19 protein-coding genes are annotated in these 19,425 nt (G+C 63.4%); 8 read left to right on the top strand and 11 right to left on the bottom strand.

Features of this window, described 5'->3' with window-relative positions:
• Positions 1 to 104: 104 nt before the first annotated feature.
• The 3 genes from GA0004734_RS00675 to GA0004734_RS00665 all read right to left on the bottom strand — a co-directional run bounded on the left by GA0004734_RS00675 (position 105) and on the right by GA0004734_RS00665 (position 1,978).
• Positions 105 to 1,154: a 5-(carboxyamino)imidazole ribonucleotide synthase gene (locus tag GA0004734_RS00675; RefSeq protein ID WP_092930338.1), complete on the bottom strand. Its 1,050-nt coding sequence runs from the start codon at positions 1,152 to 1,154 to the stop codon at positions 105 to 107.
• A complete protein-coding gene (gene purE / locus GA0004734_RS00670; protein ID WP_092935702.1) occupies positions 1,151 to 1,615 on the bottom strand; it encodes a 5-(carboxyamino)imidazole ribonucleotide mutase in 465 nt (154 codons plus the stop codon). The genes GA0004734_RS00675 and purE overlap by 4 nt, the downstream gene beginning before the upstream one ends.
• 159 nt (positions 1,616 to 1,774) lie before the next feature.
• Positions 1,775 to 1,978, bottom strand: coding sequence for a YdcH family protein (locus GA0004734_RS00665; RefSeq protein WP_092930336.1), 204 nt, complete (start codon positions 1,976 to 1,978; stop codon positions 1,775 to 1,777).
• A gap of 298 nt (positions 1,979 to 2,276) precedes the next feature.
• Between GA0004734_RS00665 and GA0004734_RS00660 the strand changes: the two genes are divergently transcribed.
• A complete protein-coding gene (locus GA0004734_RS00660) occupies positions 2,277 to 2,450 on the top strand; it encodes a YdcH family protein (RefSeq protein WP_082477274.1) in 174 nt (57 codons plus the stop codon).
• Positions 2,451 to 3,440: 990 nt separating this feature from the next.
• Here the strand turns inward: GA0004734_RS00660 and GA0004734_RS00655 are convergent.
• The gene (locus GA0004734_RS00655; RefSeq protein WP_092930334.1) at positions 3,441 to 3,701 is read right to left on the bottom strand and encodes an ArsR/SmtB family transcription factor; all 261 of its coding nucleotides are present in this window, start codon (positions 3,699 to 3,701) and stop codon (positions 3,441 to 3,443) included.
• A gap of 244 nt (positions 3,702 to 3,945) precedes the next feature.
• Between GA0004734_RS00655 and GA0004734_RS00650 the strand changes: the two genes are divergently transcribed.
• From GA0004734_RS00650 to GA0004734_RS00630, 5 genes are all read left to right on the top strand, one after another.
• A complete protein-coding gene (locus GA0004734_RS00650) occupies positions 3,946 to 4,599 on the top strand; it encodes a thiamine phosphate synthase (RefSeq protein ID WP_092930332.1) in 654 nt (217 codons plus the stop codon).
• Positions 4,600 to 4,607: 8 nt separating this feature from the next.
• Entirely contained in the window at positions 4,608 to 5,840 is a 1,233-nt protein-coding gene (locus GA0004734_RS00645; protein ID WP_092930330.1) for a tetratricopeptide repeat protein, read from the top strand.
• Between the two features lie 265 nt (positions 5,841 to 6,105).
• Positions 6,106 to 6,906: an inositol monophosphatase family protein gene (locus tag GA0004734_RS00640; protein WP_092930328.1), complete on the top strand. Its 801-nt coding sequence runs from the start codon at positions 6,106 to 6,108 to the stop codon at positions 6,904 to 6,906.
• Between the two features lie 247 nt (positions 6,907 to 7,153).
• Complete coding sequence (locus GA0004734_RS00635) at positions 7,154 to 8,233, top strand: MotA/TolQ/ExbB proton channel family protein (RefSeq protein WP_139056213.1); 1,080 nt, start codon at positions 7,154 to 7,156, stop codon at positions 8,231 to 8,233.
• Position 8,234: 1 nt separating this feature from the next.
• Complete coding sequence (locus GA0004734_RS00630) at positions 8,235 to 9,263, top strand: peptidoglycan -binding protein (RefSeq protein WP_092930326.1); 1,029 nt, start codon at positions 8,235 to 8,237, stop codon at positions 9,261 to 9,263.
• A gap of 197 nt (positions 9,264 to 9,460) precedes the next feature.
• Here the strand turns inward: GA0004734_RS00630 and GA0004734_RS00625 are convergent, their stop codons facing one another.
• Together GA0004734_RS00625 and GA0004734_RS00620 are read right to left on the bottom strand one after the other, a co-directional pair.
• Positions 9,461 to 10,402 (bottom strand): Bug family tripartite tricarboxylate transporter substrate binding protein, encoded by a 942-nt coding sequence (locus GA0004734_RS00625; protein ID WP_245292460.1) that lies wholly within the window; start codon positions 10,400 to 10,402, stop codon positions 9,461 to 9,463.
• Positions 10,403 to 10,659: 257 nt separating this feature from the next.
• Complete coding sequence (locus tag GA0004734_RS00620) at positions 10,660 to 12,438, bottom strand: ABC transporter transmembrane domain-containing protein (RefSeq protein WP_280949513.1); 1,779 nt, start codon at positions 12,436 to 12,438, stop codon at positions 10,660 to 10,662.
• 271 nt (positions 12,439 to 12,709) lie between these two features.
• On the opposite strand from GA0004734_RS00620, the gene rpmE reads away from it, so the two are divergent.
• On the top strand, positions 12,710 to 12,931 hold the full coding sequence (gene rpmE / locus GA0004734_RS00615) for a 50S ribosomal protein L31 (protein WP_092930322.1): 222 nt from the start codon (positions 12,710 to 12,712) through the stop codon (positions 12,929 to 12,931).
• A gap of 215 nt (positions 12,932 to 13,146) precedes the next feature.
• Here the strand turns inward: rpmE and GA0004734_RS00610 are convergent, their stop codons facing one another.
• Complete coding sequence (locus tag GA0004734_RS00610) at positions 13,147 to 13,665, bottom strand: protease adaptor protein RcdA (RefSeq protein WP_062475155.1); 519 nt, start codon at positions 13,663 to 13,665, stop codon at positions 13,147 to 13,149.
• Between the two features lie 426 nt (positions 13,666 to 14,091).
• Positions 14,092 to 15,423: an MFS transporter gene (locus GA0004734_RS00605; RefSeq protein ID WP_092930320.1), complete on the bottom strand. Its 1,332-nt coding sequence runs from the start codon at positions 15,421 to 15,423 to the stop codon at positions 14,092 to 14,094.
• A gap of 222 nt (positions 15,424 to 15,645) precedes the next feature.
• Here GA0004734_RS00605 and GA0004734_RS00600 point away from each other — a divergent pair, with 222 nt between their 5' ends.
• On the top strand, positions 15,646 to 15,801 hold the full coding sequence (locus GA0004734_RS00600) for a hypothetical protein (RefSeq protein WP_092935698.1): 156 nt from the start codon (positions 15,646 to 15,648) through the stop codon (positions 15,799 to 15,801).
• A 19-nt stretch (positions 15,802 to 15,820) separates the two neighbouring features.
• Here the strand turns inward: GA0004734_RS00600 and GA0004734_RS00595 are convergent, their stop codons facing one another.
• From GA0004734_RS00595 to GA0004734_RS00585, 3 genes are all read right to left on the bottom strand, one after another.
• Positions 15,821 to 16,741 (bottom strand): PhzF family phenazine biosynthesis protein, encoded by a 921-nt coding sequence (locus GA0004734_RS00595; RefSeq protein ID WP_092930318.1) that lies wholly within the window; start codon positions 16,739 to 16,741, stop codon positions 15,821 to 15,823.
• Positions 16,742 to 16,970: 229 nt separating this feature from the next.
• The gene (locus tag GA0004734_RS00590) at positions 16,971 to 17,996 is read right to left on the bottom strand and encodes a class I fructose-bisphosphate aldolase (RefSeq protein ID WP_092930316.1); all 1,026 of its coding nucleotides are present in this window, start codon (positions 17,994 to 17,996) and stop codon (positions 16,971 to 16,973) included.
• Positions 17,997 to 18,214: 218 nt separating this feature from the next.
• The gene (locus tag GA0004734_RS00585) at positions 18,215 to 19,414 is read right to left on the bottom strand and encodes a phosphoglycerate kinase (RefSeq protein WP_092930314.1); all 1,200 of its coding nucleotides are present in this window, start codon (positions 19,412 to 19,414) and stop codon (positions 18,215 to 18,217) included.
• Between the last annotated feature and the right edge of the window lie 11 nt (positions 19,415 to 19,425).

Raw genomic sequence — 19,425 nt, 5'->3', positions numbered from 1 at the left:
GTGGCTGGCAAATACCCCGAGCCCGGGCTGCTGTCAACCATAACGGCCGGGATTTTGGACGCGAAGCCCGGTTTTTAGCAGGTTTGCGACATCCGGCGCAAAGCTCAGCCCAGCACCGTCACATGGCCCATCTTCCGGCCCGGACGGGCTTCATCCTTGCCATAGAGGTGAACGAGCGTACGGGGCTCCTGCAGCCAGCGCGGCAGGTCGTGGATGTCGTCGCCGATGAGGTTCTGCATCACTGCGTCCGAATGACGGGCCGTATGCCCAAGCGGCAGACCGCAAACGGCGCGGATGTGCTGCTCGAACTGCGAGACCACGCAGGCGGCCTCCGTCCAGTGGCCGGAATTGTGGACGCGGGGTGCGATCTCGTTGACGACAAGCCCACCATCCGGCCGTACGAAAAACTCCGCGCCGATGACGCCGACGTAATCCAGCGTTTCGAGAATCGCTCTTGCCGCAGCGGTCGCAGCCTGCGCGGCTGCCGCGTCGATCGCCGCGGGAACGGTGGAGGTGTGCAGAATGCCGTTGCGGTGAACGTTCTCCGCTGGATCGAAGGCCGCGAACGCGCCATCCGTGCCGCGCGCGGCGATGATGGAAATCTCGCGGTCGAAGGCGACGAAGCTCTCGAGGATTAGCGGCACGGCGCCCAGACGTTCGTAAACGGCGGCCGAATCTTCGCCATCGTCGCGGAAGACATGCTGTCCCTTGCCGTCATATCCGAAACGGCGGGTCTTGAGCACGCCTTTTCCGCCGAAATCGGCAAGGGCAGCCGTCAGCTCCGCGGCGCTGTCGATCGTGTGAAAACGGGCCGTCTCCAGACCGCAGGCATTCAGAAACCGCTTCTCGGTGACCCGGTCCTGCGCCACTTCCAGCGCCTTCGGCGGCGGATAGACCGGCAGGCTGCGCGCAAGGCGCGTGGCAGCGGAAACCGGCACGTTCTCGAATTCGTAGGTCACGATATCGCAGGCCTCAGCCAGTGCGTCGAGCGCGGCTTCATCGTCATAAGCGGCGACGATCTGCCGGTTGGCGGCCTGCGCTGCCGGACAATCCGCCTGCGGCTCGAGGATGACGGTGCGCACGTTGAGACGCGCGGCGGCCATGGCGAGCATGCGGCCGAGCTGGCCGCCACCGATGATGCCGAGTGTGATCATGCCGGGTCGACCGGATATTCGGCGACCGCGGCGCTCTGCTCGGCGCGCCAGATATCCAGCCTGTCGGCAAGATCCGGATCGGACAGCGACAGTACGGCGGCAGCCAGCAGGGCGGCATTGATGGCGCCGGCGCGGCCGATGGCGAGTGTGCCGACCGGAATGCCGGCCGGCATCTGCACGATGGAAAGCAGGCTGTCCTGGCCGGACATGGTCTTCGACTGCACCGGCACGCCGAAGACGGGCAGGGGGGTCATGGCGGCGGTCATGCCGGGAAGGTGGGCGGCACCGCCGGCCCCGGCGATGATGACCTTGAAGCCTTCCTCGCGGGCGGAGGTGGCGAAGGTCACCAGCCGGTCGGGCGTGCGGTGGGCCGAAACGATGCGTGCTTCATAGGGAATGTCGAGCGCATCGAGCATGTCGGCGGCATTCTTCATGGTTTCCCAGTCGGACTGGCTTCCCATGATGATGGCGACGGGGGGCGGACCGGGGTTCGTCACGTCTCGCACTCCTTGAAGAGAGGTTCGCGGGAAAGAGGTTGGCGCCGGCCTTCATGCAAAGCCCGCGCTGTGAGGTAAAGGGTTCACGCTCGGTCGTGTGTCGCAAATCCGCATCAGGCCCATTCAGGCGATGATGTCGGGAATGATCACATCCTCGATCTTGGTGATCCTGTCCTTGATGACCAGCTTTTTTTTCTTCATCCGCTGAATTCGCAGCGCATCGCAGCCGGTCTGGATCATCGCATTGATGGCGACATCGTAATCCTCGTGCTCCTGCCGCAGACGCGCAACGCTCAGTCTGAGTTCGGCCTGGTCCTGATCGGGCATGCGGATTTCCCTGTCGGCATCCGGCGGCAGAACTGTCGTCGGGTAAGAAAGTTGGTGCGTGGCCGCAGGGTCTCAAGCGGCCGGTTCGGATCATTGCGGCGCGGCGGGAACCTTCCGGCCCCGTGCGCGATTCATCCAAGGCGCGATCCTCTAGCATAGAACGATCGTTCACGGGAAGTTATCCGTTTCTGCGATTTCGCCTTCGACAAATCGGCAAACGCATGGCACACTTCCCCGGTTAGAACCTGAACATCCGGCGCCTGGCGACCGGATGCAAGCAAAAGGAAGGGACTGCCACATGAACATTGAGGCTCATCTTGCAACGCTTGAGAAGAAACACACCGTTCTCGAAGAAGAGCTGCATTCGGCTCTGACAAGACCGTCTGTAGAAGACGAATATATTGCCACTATCAAGCGTCGGAAGCTGCGTTTGAAGGACGAGATCGCGAAGATCCGTTCGACGACTCATTGATTACGTACAGCATTCTCTCCAGGGAAATTCACGTGACAGCCGGACCCAGCCGATCATGACGGCATGAGATCCGCGCTCATGAAGCGAGGCGCCTCGCGGATCGGCTCACCCCGTCTGCGAGGCGTCGGCTTTTTTCAGTGCCGGGATTGGTGCGCTCTATGATGGAGTGCCGATACCTGCGACCTGCTGCCGGGTCGTCCATACGGGCACACTGCTGGACCATCGTCTACGCGACCTCCCCGTCTGCCATTCTTGCCAAATCTCAGGGCCTGCTCGCTGATTCTGCCCGCTAGACCCCACGGCGGGGATAACCGCTATGCAATGCGCACGGACACGGTGGCGCGCGCCGCTGGAGCCGCGCCGCCGATCTGCTGCCGGCGCGTTTGGCATCGGGCGATACGGGTCGAAGCGCACCATCGCGGGATGCTGACTTCGGGACGCAGGGCGTCACGCCGAAGAGTGCATGGTAAGCGAGCAAATACAAAAATGGCTGGAAGCATGGGATGTCGCGCATCTGTCGGGAGCATGGTCTCGGCGCACCACGAACGAACATCCCGCGCGCACGCTGCCCTAAAGGGTGTGGAATGCGAAGCACCAAACATGTCCGTTAAGCGACACGAGAATGAGCCAATGCAGAATAACTTATTCTGCGAACAGTTTGATGAAGAGACCAAAAGCGTCGCAGATATGCGACTTTGACGGGAATGTATTATAGCATGTGCGTCAAACGTAACGGACGTCGCTCCGTTGAAACGCTCGATACCCGCTGCACGATCAATCCCGATTCGGGGACGTACGTAGCATACTCTCGAATCGGACACCGTGCACCGATCGTGCCCCGGCTGAAACAGCGCAAGTCCTTATCGAAAGCTTCCCGAAAGCCGCGTTCCTATCACGGATGGAGCCTTGCCCTCACTATGGCGGTTATCTTCAAACGGTCGCCAAGTCTCTGCTCTTGGCTACCGCTGATAACCGTATGCACAGCGGCGACTAGGCCCAGAACTGATCCAACCAGAGATTGACGGCGTCGAGTCCCGGCTTGTTGATATGGTAGATGCGTTTCGTCCCGTTGGGCGAGACCGAAACGAGGTTGGAATCGAGCAGAGCCTTGAGGTGCTGCGAAACGGCCGGACGACTGATTGGTAAGCCTTCGGCAAGCTCATTGACGGTCTTCGGCGCACGCCGAAGCTCCTCGAGCAGGTAGCGGCGGTTCGGGTCTGCGATGGCACTGAAGGGTGATAAATTTGACATATTAGAACGTTATTAGAAATGCACATTATCATCAAGTAAATTGTGCGTTGCCACAACCTATTTTTCGCAACCTGCTAATACTCGCCATTTGCGAGTATGTATTTTGGCGGAATTCTCTTGCAAGTAGAGATGCGCGTTCTGGCGGCGTGCCCTGGCATGGTTGATCCCCGACGCGCGAGCGGCTATCGCTGAGCGCACAGATAACACGCAGATGCACGCCCCTGTGGCCTGCTGGAGCACCTTCATGAGCCAGACCGACAATCGCTGCCGCCTCGTCCTCATCGTTCCCGATATCGCGGATGCCACGGAGCGCGCCCGCATCGTTGGCGACGCCCTGAAAGGCGGCGACGTCGCCTCCGTCATCGTGCCGCAATACGGGCTCGACGACCAGGCCTTCCAGAAACATGCGGAAGCGCTCGTTCCGCTCATCCAGGAGGCCGGCGCCGCGGCGCTCGTCGCGGGCGATACCCGCGTCGCCGGGCGGGTCCGCGCCGATGGCTTGCATGTCGAGGGCAATCACGAGGTCATGACCGAGGCGATGGAGAAATTCTCGCCGAAGCTCATCGTCGGCGGCGGCAATGCGGCCGACCGGCATCATGCGCTGGAAATCGGCGAGGCAAAACCGGACTATATCTTCTTCGGCAAGCTGAATGGCGACATCAAGCCGGAGGCGCATGGGAAAAACGTGGCGCTCGGCGAGTGGTGGTCCTCGATGATCGAGATCCCCTGCATCGTCATGGGCGGTGCCGACCCCGCCTCCGCTCTCGCGGTTGCGGAAAGCGGTGCGGAGTTCGTGGCGCTGCATCGGGCCGTTTTCGAGGTGCCGAAGCGTGCTGCTGCCGTGATTGCGGAGGTCAATGCACTGCTTGACGAAAAAGCGCCACGGTTTGGCGCTTAAGACCGGGAATGCTGGATCGTTTGCCCCGTCTCTGCCTTTTTTCCGTTGCCCTGTTCTCTGTGAGTGTGGCGTGCCTGCCTGCGAGCGCGCAGGACGCGCTTCCGGGCGTCGAGCCCGACACGGCCATTGTTGCCCCGGCCGAAACACCGGCACAGCCTGATGCGGAAGCGGGCGCCGAGCCGGAGGACGACGCGACGAGCGAGACCGGCGTGACGGCCAAGCGCGGCCGCATCACCCCGTTCAATGGCGCAGCCCTTCCGGAAAACGAAATCCCGGCGCTGCGGCGGCCGGGCGGCGAGGGAAAGCCTGCCGACGGCAAGATCGCGCCGTCCGGCGGCGTCAACGTGCTGGAGCGGATGGGCGTCGCCCTTCCAGCGCTTCCCGCCGAAAAGCCCTTCGAGGGCAAGGCCGACGACGCCTATGGTGCGTTCCAGCGCGGCTACTACCTCACGGCCATGGAGCTCGCTCTGCCGCGCGCACAGCTGGGCGATGCCTCGGCGCAGACGCTGGTCGCAGAAATTTTCGCCCAAGGGCTTGGCGTGCCGCGCAAACCGAAGGACGCGGCCTTCTGGTACGGGCAGGCCGCAGCCGCCGGCGATCCCTCCGCGATGTTCAAATACGCCATCCTCCTGATGGAGGGCCGGGACGTGCCACGCGACAAGGCCCGCTCCGAGGAGCTGATGAAGAAGGCGGCCGATCGTGGCAATGCCTCCGCCCAGTTCAATTATGCCCAGCTGCTTGTGGCCGACCTGCCGGGACAGGCCGGGCTGAAGGCCGCGATGCCCTATTACGAAAAATCGGCCAGCCAGGGCATCGCGGACGCGCAATATGCGCTGTCGCAGATCTACCTGAATGTCGATGGCATTCCCGACGACAAGCGGGCGCGGGCGCGGGAATGGTTGTTGCGGGCGGCCGCGGCCGGGATCGATACGGCCCAGCTCGATGCCGGCATCTGGCTTGTGGACGGCATCGGCGGCAGCCGCAACCTTGAACAGGGTTTCGGCTGGATGCTGCGCGCGGCGAATTCCGGCAATGTCGTTGCGCAGAACAAGCTCTCGCACCTCTATATCAATGCCATCGGCACGCGGCCCAATCCGGTGGAGGCGGCCAAGTGGTACGTGCTGTCGCGCCGTGCGGGCCTGAAGGACGACGATCTCGAGGACTTCTACCTCGGCATCGGCGAGGCCCAGCAGAAGGCGGCCCGTGAGGCCGCGAACCGTTTTCGCGCGGTGCGCGGGTAGAGTTTGTCAGGGATCAGTGGAATCCGGTTATCTCGAAAAGACAAGGCCCTTCCGGCAGCCGTGAGGCTCGGCAGGTTTGCAGGGACTTGAAATTCGCGGGGATCTGTGGTCTTGAGGCGCCGCCCGGTGGATCGTCAGGACGATCCGCCGCGTTGTCGGCTTGATCCCCGGTGTCCGCGATGGATACCGTCGTCGCCGACCGTTCTGTGACAGCCCCGCGATCTGCCGGTCCTCTTTCCGGCGCTTTTTTCAGAGGAAGCCCGAAATGGCCCGTTCCGCCCTTCTCAACGTCATGGTCCAGGCCGCCTTCAAGGCCGGCAAGTCGTTGTCCCGCGATTTCGGCGAGGTGCAGAACCTGCAGGTTTCCATGAAAGGGCCGGGCGACTACGTGTCGCAGGCCGATCGCAAGGCTGAAAAGATTCTTCGCGAGGAACTGATGAAGGCCCGCCCGACCTATGGCTATCTCGGTGAGGACGGCGACGAGGTCGAGGGCACGGACGGCGCGCATCGCTGGATTGTCGATACACTCGACGGCGCCACCAACTTCCTGCACGGCATTCCGCATTTCGCCATCACCGTCGCGCTGGAACGTCAGGGCGAGATCGTCACGGCCGTGATCCTCAACCCGGCAACCGACGAACTCTACACCGCCGAGCGCGGCGGCGGGGCCTTCCTCAACGATCGCCGCTTGCGCGTGGCCGCGCGCCGCAGTCTGGCGGATTCCGTCATTTCCTCGGGGACGCCGTTCCTCGGCCGCGGCCACCACGGCAACCACCTCATCGAACTGCGGCATGTCATGGGCGAAGTCGCCGGCGTCCGCAGCCTCGGCTCGCCGTCCCTGGCGCTGGCCTATGTCGCGGCCGGCCGGTTCGACGGCTACTGGGAACGCGGCCTGATGCCGTGGGATCTGGCCGCCGGCATGCTGATGGTGCGCGAGGCGGGCGGCTGGATCGCCGATATCGATGGCGGGAACAAGCCGATCGAAGACGGCTCGATCATCGCCGGCAACGAATACATCCGCAAGGCGCTGCACGAGGTCCTGCACCGCCCGATGCCGGGCAAGTAATCGAGACCGGATCGTGCCGGCCGCTTGGCATCCGGCACGTCCCATTTCTGCCGTTTTTCCGCGTCGATATCGGCGCGCCGGCGCGGGTTTCCCGGGCCGGCCGTTGCTCTGCCCAGGTCGTTGATCTCTTGCAGAATATGTGCGCGAACCGTTCCGGTTTGGTAAATTATGCAGTAGGGTCTGCGCCATATGGCCGGGCCTGGCCGAGAGATGACCGGGCGGCCGGCTGGGAATCGAGAGAAGCGGCATGGCGAAACTGACATTGTCTGGCTGGGATGCGGAGCAGGACGGGGACTACAATCCGAACAAGCTGACGAGCCCCATGGTGTTCTTCTGGACCATGGTCATCTTCCTCATCATCGTCGGTTTCGTCGGTGCCATCCTGTTCCGGCAGGCGCAGGCCGCCTTTCTCAGCAATCCCGGCCTCAACGGGCTGATCCTCGGCGTTCTGCTGATCGGCATCCTCCTTGTCTTCACCCATGTTCTGGCGCTCAGGCCCGAGGTGCGCTGGTTCAACAGCTTCCGCGCCGCCGGCAGCGCCGACAAGGTCGGGCGCGATCCGGTTCTGCTCGCCCCCATGCGCGCGCTGATCGGCAAGCGCCATTCGATGGCGATCTCCACCGCCGCGCTCCGCTCCATTCTCGACAGCATCGCAACCCGTCTTGATGAATCGCGCGATACATCGCGCTATCTCATCGGCCTTCTCGTCTTTCTCGGCCTGCTCGGCACCTTCTGGGGCCTGCTCGGCACCATCGGCTCCATCAACACCGTCATCCAGTCGCTGGATGCCGGAAGCGGCAGCACGGAGGATGTGCTGTCCGCGCTGAAGACAGGCCTGTCCGCCCCGCTCACCGGCATGGGAACCGCCTTCTCCACCTCGCTCTTCGGCCTTGCAAGTTCGCTGGTTCTCGGCTTCCTCGATTTGCAGGCCGGTCGGGCGCAGAGCCGCTTTTATACCGAACTCGAAAACTGGCTGTCTTCCGTGACCGATGTCAGCTCGGATGTGAACGTGCGCTCCGAAGTCAGTGCGGGCGATCGCTCCGAGGACCTGCGGCTTATCGCGGAGGAGCTGAGCCGCATGACGCAGGAAGGCGGCACGAGCCAGCGCACGACGGCGGCCATGGCCAGCCTTGCCGAAGGCATTCAGGGTCTGGTGAAGAACATGCGCGGCGAGCAGCAGATGCTGCGCGACTGGATCGAGGCCCAGCAGGAAGAGGCACGCTCGATGCGCCGCACGCTCGACAAGCTGGCCGCGCGTCTCTCCGATAACGACCGGAAGACCCTGCCGACGCCGCGTCGGGCCAGCGAAGAGACGGGACAGGACTGAGATGGCGCTACGCAGGGGTCGCCACCAGCGCACCGTGGATTACTGGCCCGGCTTCGTCGATGCCCTATCGACGCTGCTGCTCGCCATCATGTTTCTGCTCTCCGTCTTTGTGCTGGCGCAGTTCCTGCTCAGCCGCGAAATCAGCGGCAAGGACGAGGTCCTGACGCGGCTGAACAGCCAGATCAACGAGCTGACCCAGCTTCTGGCGCTGGAAAAGAGCGGCAAGCAGGATCTGGAGGATTCGCTCGCCAATCTGCAGGCATCGCTCCAGACATCGGAGGGCGAGCGCTCGCGGCTGCAATCGCTGCTCGACCAGGGCAGCGGCAGCACGGCTGCGGCCGACCAGCGGATCGGCGACCTCACCGGACGGCTGGAAGCCGAACAGCAGGCGAGCGGCCGGGCGATGAGCCAGATCGATCTCCTCAACCAGCAGATCGCCGCCCTGCGGAACCAGATCGCCGCCATCGAGAGCGCCCTTCAGGCCTCCGAGGCGCGCGATGCGACGTCGCAGACCAAGATCGCCGATCTCGGTCGCCGCCTGAACGTAGCGCTGGCGCAGCGCGTGCAGGAACTCAACCGCTACCGATCCGATTTCTTCGGCCGCCTGCGCGAAATCCTGTCGGACCGCGAGAACATCCGCATCGTCGGCGACCGCTTCGTCTTCCAGTCGGAAGTCCTCTTTCCCTCCGGCGGCAACGAGCTGAACCCGGCGGGGCAGGAGGAGATGGGCAAGCTCGCCATGGCGCTGCTCGATCTTGCCAAGGAAATCCCGGCCGAGATCAACTGGGTGCTGCGGGTCGATGGCCACACGGACAACGTGCCGCTGTCGGGCTCCGGTCGTTATATCGACAATTGGGAGCTTTCGTCGGCGCGCGCCACGTCGGTCGTCAAATACCTCATCTCCAAGGGCGTTCCCCCCGGCCGCTTGGTCGCTGCCGGCTTCGGCGAGTTCCAGCCGATCGCCGAGGGCGACACGAAGGAAGCCCGCGACCAGAACCGCCGGATCGAGTTGAAGCTGACGGAGAAGTAGGGGAGCAGGGGGCAGCCTTCCGACCCGGCGACAGCTCCTGACCCTAGCCCTCTCCCCGCCGGCGGGGAGAGAGGACGTGGCATGCTCGACGTTTTGATATGTGGCGAAAGCAGTGCCTCGAGGTCCCTTCTCCCCGCGCGCGGGGAGAAGGTGGTGGCAGCCGGATGAGGGGCTGTGCCCCGGTTACAAACGCCCCATCAATCCAGCGTCACATTCGCGTCCTTCACCACCGGCGTCCACTTGTCGATCTCTGCCTTCACATGCGTCTTCAGTTCCTCCGGTGTCGAGGCGACGATGGTGGCGCTGAAATCCTTCATGCGGGCGACGACATCGGGATCGGCCATGGCCTTCTTTGCGGCGGCGTTCAGGCGGGCGATGACGGGTTCGGGCGTGCCGGCCGGGGCAAACAGGGCATTCCACGTATACGTCTCGTAGCCTGGCACGGTCTCCGCGATCGTCGGCACGTCGGGGAAGGAGGCTGCCCGCTCGGCGGTGGTCACGCCCAGCGCCCGCAGCGTGCCGGCCTTGATGTGGCCGGAGGACGAGGGCAGGTTGTCGAACATGATCGGCACTTGATTGCCGATCACATCGTTCAGCGCCGGGCCGGAGCCCTTGTAGGGGATATGCTGCATGCTGACGCCGGCCATTTTCTTGAAGAGTTCGCCCGACAGGTGCAGCGGCGTGCCGTTGCCCGACGAGGCATAGGCATATTTCTCCGGATCGGCCTTCAGAAGTGCGATCAGTTCGGCCACGGTCTTTGCCGGCAGTTCCGGATTGACCACAAGCACGTTCGGCACCAGCACGAGAAGCGAGACCGGCGCGAAGTCCGTCTCGGGATCGTAGGGCTTGGTCTTCAGGATCAAGGGGTTGAGCGCGTGGGTGGCGACGGTGCCCATCAGGATCGTGTAGCCGTCCGCATCGGCGCGGGCGACGTTCGTCGCGCCGAGGTTGCCCCCTGCACCCGCGACGTTCTGGACGATGACCTGCTCGCCGAGATCGTCCGACATCTTCTGCGCGACGATGCGCGCCACCACATCCGTTGAGCCGCCGGCGGCGAAGGGCACGACCATGGTCACGGTTCGCTGTGGAAACTCCTGCGCCTTTGCGCTGCCTGCGCCGAATGCAAGCGGCAGAGCCATCGCCAGGGCTGGCAGAGCTCCGGTCAAAAAGGATTTGAAGACAGACATCGCGTTCCTCCCGTCACTGTCTGAGATCGGCTCGGCGCAACCTCCGAAGCGCCAGCCGGGATGCAGAGTGACATCGGGGGACGGGAAGAGACAACCGCCTCTTTGGGCGAAAGACGCCGCCTCGCCGCATTTTGCCGCGCGGGGCTTCGTTCATGGGTAAACTTCCACCCGCCCATGAGCGAGATGGGTGGAAAGATACCCAGTTGGACTTAAAGGCTGGCGAAGTTGAGCGCTTGCGCGCCATGGTCGAACTGCAGCCGTGCGAGACGCGCATAAAGCCCGCCCTGGCGCACCAGCGAGGCGTGGGTGCCGTCCTCGACGATGCGCCCCTGATCCATGACCAGAATACGGTCGGCCTTCAGCACGGTCGCCAGCCGGTGGGCGATGACCAGCGTCGTGCGCGTGCGCATCAACCCGTCGAGCGCCGTCTGCACCAGCGTCTCGCTTTCGGCATCGAGCGCGGATGTCGCCTCATCGAGCAGCAGCACCGGCGCATCCTTCAGGATGGCGCGGGCAATGGCGATGCGCTGGCGCTGGCCGCCCGACAGGGTGATGCCGCGCTCGCCGACCGGCGTGTCGTAGCCATCGGGCATGGCCCGAATGAAGGTATCGGCCTGCGCGGCGCTCGCCGCCGCTTCCACCGCCACCCGCGTCGCACCCGGCGTGCCGAAGGCGATGTTCTCGTGGATGGTGGCGGCAAAGATCGTCACGTCCTGCGGCACGATCGCCACCCTGCTGCGCAAACCGCGCGGCGAGAGATCGCGGATGTCGATGCCATCGAGCCTGACGGTGCCGTTATCGGGATCGTAGAAGCGCAGGAGCAGTGAAAAGAGTGTGCTCTTGCCGGCGCCCGACGGGCCGACGATCGCAACGGTCTGGCCGGGCTCGACCGCAAAACTCAAACCTTTCAGACTCTTTTCGAGCGGGCGCGTGGGATAGGCGAAGTGGACGGTCTCGAACGCCACCCGGCCGATGGCGGGCTGCGGCAACACCTTGGCATGTGCGGGCTCGGTGATCGCGGGCTGTTCCTGCAGCAGTTCGCTCAGCCGCTCGGCAGCACCCGCCGCCTGCGAAAGCTCGCCCCAGACTTCAGACAGGGCGCCGAGGCTGCCGGCCGCAAAGACGGAGTAGAGCAGGAACTGCCCGAGCGTTCCGGGCGAGATCGTGCCCGCGAGCACATCCTGCGCGCCGAACCAGAGCACGGCGACGACGCTGCCGAAGATCATGGTGATGGCGAAGGCGGTCAGCGCCGAGCGCGCGGTGATCGCACCGCGTGCGGCCCTGTATGCGTCTTCCACCGTGCTGCCGTAGCGCGCCATGGCTGTCGCCTCGCCATTGAAGGCCTGCACGGTGCGGATCGCGCCGATTGCTTCGCTCGCATAGGCGGACGCGCCCGCCAGCCTGTCCTGTGCCTCGCGCGAGCGGCGGCGGACGTTGCGGCCGAAGGCGACCAGCGGAAAGACGATGACCGGTATCGCCATCAGCACGAGGCTCGAGAGTTTCGGGCTGGTATAGACCATCATGGCGATGGCCCCGAGGCAGAGGATGATGTTGCGCAGTGCGACGGAGGCCGTGGCGCCGACCGCCGACTTGATCTGCGTCGTATCCGCCGTCAGCCGCGAGACGATCTCGCCGGACTGGTTGACGTCGAAGAAGGCGGGGGACAGCCGGGTGATATGGTCGAACACCTCGCGCCTGATATCGGCCACCACTCGCTCGCCGAGCGTGATGACGAAGAAGTAACGCCCGGCGCTCGCCAGCGCCAGCACGATGGCCAGCACCATCAGCATGGCGAAATAGGTGTTGATGAAGGCGCTATCGGAATTGGAAAAGCCGTGGTCGATCATGCGGCGCACTGCCAGCGGCAGCGTCAGCGTGGTCAGCGCCGCGGCCACCAGACAGACGGCGGCCCCGGCCATCAGGCCGCGATAGCGTTTCACATAGGGAAGAAGCCCGGCCAGCGGCCGGACCTTCCGCGTGGCCCCCACCGCCTTGTCGTTGTCGATCGCCACACTGTCCTCCAGTCGCCCAGCGTCTGGACGAAACATTTCACGCGTCTTGCGGCCAAATCCCGTCATCCGGCTTTGCTGCCGGGCCTTGCTCATCGGGCCTTGTTATCTCTTAGGCCTTCATGTATAGGCACCGCATCCAATTGAAAAGACGTTGGCCGAAATGCGGTCTGCGGCTTCATTATCGTGTTCGGTCCCGCAGCCGCAAGTGGTTGCGACAAATGGACCCGGGAACTGCAGGAAGAGTGTTATGAAGGCTGATATCCATCCCGCTTACCACATGATCAAGGTGGTCATGACCAACGGCACCGAGTACGAGACCCGCTCGACCTGGGGCTCCGAAGGCCAGACCATGAACCTTGAAATCGACCCCCATTCGCACCCGGCCTGGACCGGCGGCAACCAGCAGCTCATGGACCGCGGCGGCCGCGTTTCCAAGTTCAAGAAGCGCTTCGAAGGCCTCGGTCTCTAAGATTCGCTTTGGACAGTGCGTCGTTTGGCGCGCTGGATGCATGGAATTATTGGAAAAGCCCGGTTTGCCGGGCTTTTTTGCGTTTGTCGGGTAATCTAAAGAGAGGTCTCCGAGAGGCCGCCTCAAACTCAGCTAATGGCCGAGAACACGTCCACCAGACACGAAAAAGCCCGGCGTGCCGGGCTCGTTTCTTCTGATAGGAACCGTCTGATACCTCAGTTCGCGCCAAACGCCGTTTGAAGCAAGTTCAACTGGGCCTTTACGCCGTTCTGATTGTCAGGCACGAAGCTGCCGGCTTCCTGGGGGCGGTAGATTTCGCGGTCGAGCAAAGCGACGCGGTTCTGGAGACGGAGCGAGCGGTCTATGAGGTCGCGGAAGCCTTCCGGAAGGTCGGACCAGCCAGGAGCCGTTCGATCGACATTGAAACTGTCGAGGCGAACCTTGTTCTTTTCGGAAAGCACCTGATCGCGGGTCATTTCGCCATTGTTCACGGCGCGCTGGAGAAGAAGCCAGGACGCCATCTGCATCAGGCGGGTGGTGAGGCGCATGGATTCGGCCGCATAGAGGACCGACGCCATGCGCGGCAGAACTTTGGAAGCTGCGCGGCCGTGGCCATCGAGATAGCTCGCCGTTTCCTCGACGAGCCCCATGCCCTCAGCGTAGAGCGCCTTGAACTGTGCCGATGCTGCGGCGTGGCCTGCAAAACTGACGGTGTTCAATCCGCGTTCGGACATGTTTCATTCCCTGGTTAGACGCATTCACTCGGTCAGGTAACGGGCGGGTCGATAAAAAGTTTCTAACGCCGCTCTTCTCAGCACGAAGAATGATCTCATAGCGCATTTCACGCAAGTATATTCTTAAGAAAGGGTTAACATCCACACCTTGATGAAGACCTCCGCCCGAAGGCGCAACGACGGCAAAAAAAAAGAGCCGCAAAAGCGGCTCTCAAGGTAAAACAGGGAGAAAATCAGACCATTCGCCGAAGTGAAATGTCTGAGTCCAGAGCGAACTGGATGTCATAAGGTATAAACCGGAATGCTTAACGGGCGGTTAACAATGTATTGTTCCGGCCTCGATCTGCCGCATCTTTCATAAAATTATTGTTTCGTTCATCTTTCGCCGTGGAGAAGAATCGCGATTCGTTTGCTGTTCTCCTGTTCCTACGGATTGGGCCTTATGTCCTCCTTACCCACGATCTCCGTTGCACCATCCCGTTCTCCGGCTTCCCCCGGTGACGGATCGACGATCGTCACTTGCGTGGCGCGGGGCGACATCTGCAGACTTTCGGGCGTCGCCATCAGCGGTCCGTTCGATATGGTGGCGGGATATGGGTCGCGTTGCGAGACGGGAACGGCCGCCCGGCGGCGGCTGCGGAAGAGGGCATAGGCGAAGACGATCATGTGGGCGCAAGCGGTGATCATGAACAGCGCGTAGGGACCCATCATCGTCATCACGGGGCCGCCGACGGTCGGGCCGATGATCGTGCCGATGCCGTAGAGCAGCAGCAGGCCGCCGGAGACTTTCACGAAATCCTCAGGCGCTGCGAAGTCGTTCGCGTGGGACACGGCGATCGGGTAGAGCGCATTCGACATGGCGCCGTAGAGGCCGACCATGATGAGCAGCGACACCTTGCCCGCCGGCTCGAACAGGAAGATCAGCAGCCCCGCCAGCGCGGCGACGGCGGAAATGCCGGCCAGCACGTAGCGGCGGTCCATCCGGTCGGAGAGCCGGCCGGCCGGAAACTGCATGATGGCGCCGAGGAAAATGACCGTGCTGACCATCACGGCGACATCCGCATCCGGCAGACCGGCCTGGCGCCCGAAGACGGCGGCGAGCGTGCCATAGGCGCCATTGGCGATGCCGACCATCAGAATGCCGAGGAACGACACGGGAGAATTGCGGTAGAGGCCGGCCAGATCGAGGCGAACCTGCTTCAGCGGCTGCGGGGAAACGGCCGTGGACATCAGCGTCGGCAGCATGGCCACGCAATAGACGATGCCGCAGACCATGAAGAGCACGGCCGTGTTGGTGTCGCCGAAGGGCACGATCATCTGGCCCGCGACCACGCCGAAGAGGGTAATGGCGATGTAAAGCGAGAAGATCGCGCCGCGGCTCTCGTTCGTTGCCCGCTCGTTCAGCCAACTCTCGATGATCATCGACGTGCCGGCGGTGCAGAAACCGGTGAAGGCCCGCAGGACGACCCACCAGACGGGATCGACATGGATGCCGGTCATCAGCGCGACGATGGCGAGAATGGCGGCGAAGATGCTGAAGGCGCGGATATGGCCCGCGCGCCGTACGATGGTCGGCGCCGTCAGGCAGCCGAGCACGAAGCCGCTGGCCCAGGACGTGCCGAGTAGGCCGAGCAGCGTGGCCGAATAGCCCTCCGTGGTGCCGCGCATCGGCAGGAGCAGGCTGTGAAGGCCGTTTCCGAGAAACAGGAACAGTGTTCCAAGGAGAAGGGCCGCGACGGGGAGGAGATTTCTGGTCATGAGACTTCGCTTGTTCCGGACGTGCCAGCGAACCTACTGCAAATTTCCCGAAACCGGAATCGGTTTGAGCATCAATCTCCTCCAATGTTCCGGACGGCGGCGGCATCGCCATCCGCGACAGGTTCCGGCGGCAACCGAACGTTCCCGTCCGGGCGCCAGGACGCTCGAAACCGAACAGAAAGCGCGTCGCATGCCGGCCATAATTGTTCTATGGTCGTGGCGATGTCCAAAGCGCTCTCCCTCCTGCTTCTCGCCCTGATGACGGTCCAACTGGTGAAGCCATTGGGCTGGCCGGGGCTTCGCTATCGCCGGGATTTCTGGAAGATCGCGGTGGCCGCCATCGCCGTGATGATGCTGACGGTACTGATCCGGCCGTAGCCGCGATCCGCAGAGTGCGTCAGACCGTGAGCGTGCCGCGCATGACCTCCACGCAGTCGCCGATGACCAGCACGCTCATCGGCTTGCCGTCCGACATCGCGACACGCAGGCGGATGTGGCTGGCGCGGCCCATTTCCACGCCCTGGTCGATCGTCAGTTCCACCGTTTCGGGCATTGAAGTCACCTTGGTGGCGAGATAGGCGGCGAGGGCCGCCGAGGCGCTGCCGGTTGCAGGGTCTTCCGCGATGTTGTCGAGCGGCGCAAACATGCGGGCGCGAAGCGAGAGCGGATTCTCGCCGGAGCGGACATAGAGGAAGACCGACAGGCGGCCGTCGACCGGGTCAAGGCCGGCCTCGACCGCGGAAAACAGGCTCGTCTCCGGGTGCGCCGCGGCGAGTGTTTCGAGGTCGGGCAACTCGGCGACGAGGAAGGGCAGGGCGACCGAGAGGAACAGCGGGGCGTGGTTGCCGGTGGCGATCTTTGCCGGGGCAAGCCCGATCATGGGGCCGAGCGTGTCCACGGATAGGCCGTCCGCGACGGTCAGCATCTGCGGCGCCTGAATGCTGGCACCGGTGGCAGCACCGCTGGCGGCGCGCTCAACGGTCACCTCGACGATGCCGGCCTTTTCCTCGAAGCGCAGCCTGTCGCCGACCGGTTTGCCGAAGACATGGCCGGCGCGGGCGAGCGCAAAGGCGGTGCCGACATTGGGATGGCCGGCGAAGGGCAGTTCCATGGTTGGTGTGAAGATCCGCACCTCCGCCGTATTGTCCGGGTTTGCCGGCGGCAGCACGAAGGTGATCTCGGAGTAATTGAACTCGCGCGCGATCGCCTGCATCGTCTCGCTATCGAGTCCCCGCGCATCGGCGATCACGGCCAGCGGATTGCCGCGGAAGCGCTCATTCGTGAAGACATCGAGGGTGACGTAGTCGAACTGGGTCATATGGAACGGGCTCCGGTGATGCTGGGTCAAGAGCTATCCCGGATGCCGGCAGGTGCGAAACGGCAGACTTGTGACCATGACAATTTCGACGCGCTGCGGCTTCAGCGACGCTTCGGCCCTTCAAACGGCATAAAAAAACCCGGCCGCACATGGCGGCCAGGTCTCCTCCCTCCCAGAAGGTGTGACAGCATCCGTGCGAATGCCTTGTATAGGGTGTGCGAAAGGGCGGTCAGGCCGCCTTTTCGAGATCCTTCTTCCAGCCGCCTTGGGCCGCCAGGCCGCACATACGGGCGCGGTGGGTGAAGGCGCGCTGGCCGGCGGCGACGTTTTCGGCCTTGCCCTGCCATGCGTTCAGCGCTTCGGTCTGAAGTGCGCGGCCGTAGGAGAAGGTCATGGCCCAGGGCAGGTCGTAGCCGGCGATCATTGCGGAAAGGTGGGCGGTAGCTTCTTCCGTGGACTGGCCACCGGACAGGAAAGCGATGCCGGGGACGGCGGAGGGCACGGTGCGCTTGAGAACGGCGACGGTGCGCTCGGCGACCTGCTCAACGCTGGCCTTGCGCGCCTTCTTGCCGTCGATGACCATGCTCGGCTTCAGGATCATGCCTTCGAGCGAGACGCGAGCATCGCTGAGTTCGGTGAAAACGATGCGCAGCGTTTCCTCGGTCACTTCGGCCGAGCGCTCGATCGAATGGTCGCCGGGGATGCCGTCCATGAGGACTTCCGGCTCGACGATCGGCACGATGCCGGCTTCCTGGCAGAGCGCCGCGTAGCGGGCGAGCGCCTGCGCATTGGCCTTGACGGAGCCGAAGGTCGGCAGCGTGTCCGAGACGGCGATGACGCCACGCCACTTGGCGAAGCGGGCGCCGGCATCGTAGTAGGTCTTCAGGCGCTCGGCGAGACCGTCGAGGCCTTCGGTGATGGTTTCGCCCGGAAACTTCGCCATCGGCTTTGCGCCGGTGTCCACCTTGATGCCGGGAACGGCGCCGGCCGCGCGGATGATATCGACGAAGGGTGTGCCGTCGGCCGCCTTCTGGAACAGCGTTTCCTCATAGAGAATGACGCCGGAAATATGCGATTTCATCGCCTCGTCGGCGCGAAACAGCATATCGCGATAGTCGCGGCGCGAGGTCTCGCTGGAGGCAAGACCGATCGTGTCGAAGCGCTTGCCGATCGTCGCGGTGGATTCGTCGGCGGCCAGAAGACCCTGTCCCTTTGCCATCATCGCTGCGGCGATATCTTCCAGTCTCTCGGTCATGATCCATCCTCTGCGGCGTTTTGTCTCTACCTCTGGCGATAGCAGAAGTCGAAGAGGATGCAAAATAAATTAAAATATTTAAAACGATTGAAAATAATTTAATCGTTTGAATTACCTGTGATTTCCAATGGTTTTCGGTCAAAGCGCATGCAAGCGCTTTGGATCGCCTGCACGCCGGAGGCGCATGGCTGACCACGCGCCTCCATGAATGTCTTGGGTTACTTCTGCTGGTGGAGGATATCGACGCCCGGAAGCGGCTTACCTTCCATCCATTCGAGGAACGCGCCGCCGGCCGTGGAGACATAGGTCAGGTCGTCGCTAACGCCGGCATGGTTCATGGCCGACACTGTGTCGCCGCCGCCGGCAACGGAGACGAGCGCGCCGCTCTTGGTGCGCGATGCCGCGTGCTTCGCGACGGCGACGGTCGCCTTGTCGAAGGGCGCGATCTCGAAGGCGCCGAGCGGACCGTTCCAGACCAGCGTTTCCGCCTTGCTCACCCAGTCGTTCACAGCCGCGATCGACTTCGCCCCGACGTCGAGAACCATGGCGTCTTCAGGGATCGCCTTGATGTCGACCACCTCGTTGGCCGCGCCCGCCTTGAACTCGCGCGCGATGACGCCGTCTACCGGCAGCACAATGGCGCAGCCCGATGTTTCCGCCTCGGTGAGAATGCTGCGCGCTGTCTCAGCAAGGTCGTGCTCGCAGAGCGACTTGCCGACGTCGATGCCTTGGGCGGCAAGGAAGGTGTTGGCCATGCCGCCACCGATGACGAGGGCATCGACCTTCTTCACGAGGTTGGTCAGAAGATCGATCTTGGTCGAGACCTTGGCGCCGCCGACGATGGCGACGACCGGGCGCTTGGGGTTGCCGAGGCCTGCTTCCAGCGCTTCGAGTTCTGCCTGCATGGTGCGGCCGGCATAGGCGGGCAGCAGATGCGCGAGACCTTCGGTCGAGGCATGGGCGCGATGCGCGGCGGAGAAGGCGTCGTTGATGTAGATGTCGCCATTTGCAGCAAGCGCCTTGGTGAAGTCGGCTTCGTTCTTTTCCTCGCCCTTGTGGAAGCGGGTGTTTTCGAGCAGCAGGATATCGCCGTCCTCAAGGCTGGCCACGGCCGTTGCGGCGGCTTCGCCGATGCAGTCGGCGGCAAAGTGAACGCGCTGGTCGATGATGTCCTCGACGGCGGCGGCGATCGGCTTCAGCGACATATCCGCGACCGGCTCGCCCTTGGGGCGGCCGAAATGAGCGAGCAGGATGACCTTGGCGCCCTTTTCCGACAGTTCGCGGATCGTCGGCACGACGCGCTCGATGCGGGTTGCGTCGGTCACCTTTCCGTCCTTGGTCGGCACGTTCAGGTCGACGCGCACCAGCACGCGCTTGCCGGCAATGTCGGTCAGGTCGTCAAGGGTCTTGAAGGTCATGTGTCGTCTCC

Source organism: Rhizobium sp. 9140 (genome assembly GCF_900067135.1).
Taxonomy (GTDB): domain Bacteria; phylum Pseudomonadota; class Alphaproteobacteria; order Rhizobiales; family Rhizobiaceae; genus Ferranicluibacter.
The sequence above is the reverse complement of the archived record's forward strand: the minus strand, read 5'-3'. Positions and strand labels throughout refer to the sequence as shown.

What these genes read in the sequence shown, in the direction of transcription:
- purE (WP_092935702.1), bottom strand. Translation starts at nt 1,615, where the DNA reads ATGGGAAGCCAGTCCGACTGGGAAACCATGAAGAATGCCGCCGACATG.
- rpmE (WP_092930322.1), top strand. Translation starts at nt 12,710, where the DNA reads ATGAAGGCTGATATCCATCCCGCTTACCACATGATCAAGGTGGTCATG.
- GA0004734_RS00665 (WP_092930336.1), bottom strand. Translation starts at nt 1,978, where the DNA reads ATGCCCGATCAGGACCAGGCCGAACTCAGACTGAGCGTTGCGCGTCTG.
- GA0004734_RS00590 (WP_092930316.1), bottom strand. Translation starts at nt 17,996, where the DNA reads ATGACCGAGAGACTGGAAGATATCGCCGCAGCGATGATGGCAAAGGGA.
- GA0004734_RS00640 (WP_092930328.1), top strand. Translation starts at nt 6,106, where the DNA reads ATGGCCCGTTCCGCCCTTCTCAACGTCATGGTCCAGGCCGCCTTCAAG.
- GA0004734_RS00635 (WP_139056213.1), top strand. Translation starts at nt 7,154, where the DNA reads ATGGCGAAACTGACATTGTCTGGCTGGGATGCGGAGCAGGACGGGGAC.
- GA0004734_RS00610 (WP_062475155.1), bottom strand. Translation starts at nt 13,665, where the DNA reads ATGTCCGAACGCGGATTGAACACCGTCAGTTTTGCAGGCCACGCCGCA.
- GA0004734_RS00630 (WP_092930326.1), top strand. Translation starts at nt 8,235, where the DNA reads ATGGCGCTACGCAGGGGTCGCCACCAGCGCACCGTGGATTACTGGCCC.
- GA0004734_RS00600 (WP_092935698.1), top strand. Translation starts at nt 15,646, where the DNA reads ATGTCCAAAGCGCTCTCCCTCCTGCTTCTCGCCCTGATGACGGTCCAA.
- GA0004734_RS00625 (WP_245292460.1), bottom strand. Translation starts at nt 10,402, where the DNA reads ATGGCTCTGCCGCTTGCATTCGGCGCAGGCAGCGCAAAGGCGCAGGAG.
- GA0004734_RS00650 (WP_092930332.1), top strand. Translation starts at nt 3,946, where the DNA reads ATGAGCCAGACCGACAATCGCTGCCGCCTCGTCCTCATCGTTCCCGAT.
- GA0004734_RS00645 (WP_092930330.1), top strand. Translation starts at nt 4,608, where the DNA reads ATGCTGGATCGTTTGCCCCGTCTCTGCCTTTTTTCCGTTGCCCTGTTC.
- GA0004734_RS00585 (WP_092930314.1), bottom strand. Translation starts at nt 19,414, where the DNA reads ATGACCTTCAAGACCCTTGACGACCTGACCGACATTGCCGGCAAGCGC.
- GA0004734_RS00660 (WP_082477274.1), top strand. Translation starts at nt 2,277, where the DNA reads ATGAACATTGAGGCTCATCTTGCAACGCTTGAGAAGAAACACACCGTT.
- GA0004734_RS00595 (WP_092930318.1), bottom strand. Translation starts at nt 16,741, where the DNA reads ATGACCCAGTTCGACTACGTCACCCTCGATGTCTTCACGAATGAGCGC.
- GA0004734_RS00675 (WP_092930338.1), bottom strand. Translation starts at nt 1,154, where the DNA reads ATGATCACACTCGGCATCATCGGTGGCGGCCAGCTCGGCCGCATGCTC.
- GA0004734_RS00605 (WP_092930320.1), bottom strand. Translation starts at nt 15,423, where the DNA reads ATGACCAGAAATCTCCTCCCCGTCGCGGCCCTTCTCCTTGGAACACTG.
- GA0004734_RS00655 (WP_092930334.1), bottom strand. Translation starts at nt 3,701, where the DNA reads ATGTCAAATTTATCACCCTTCAGTGCCATCGCAGACCCGAACCGCCGC.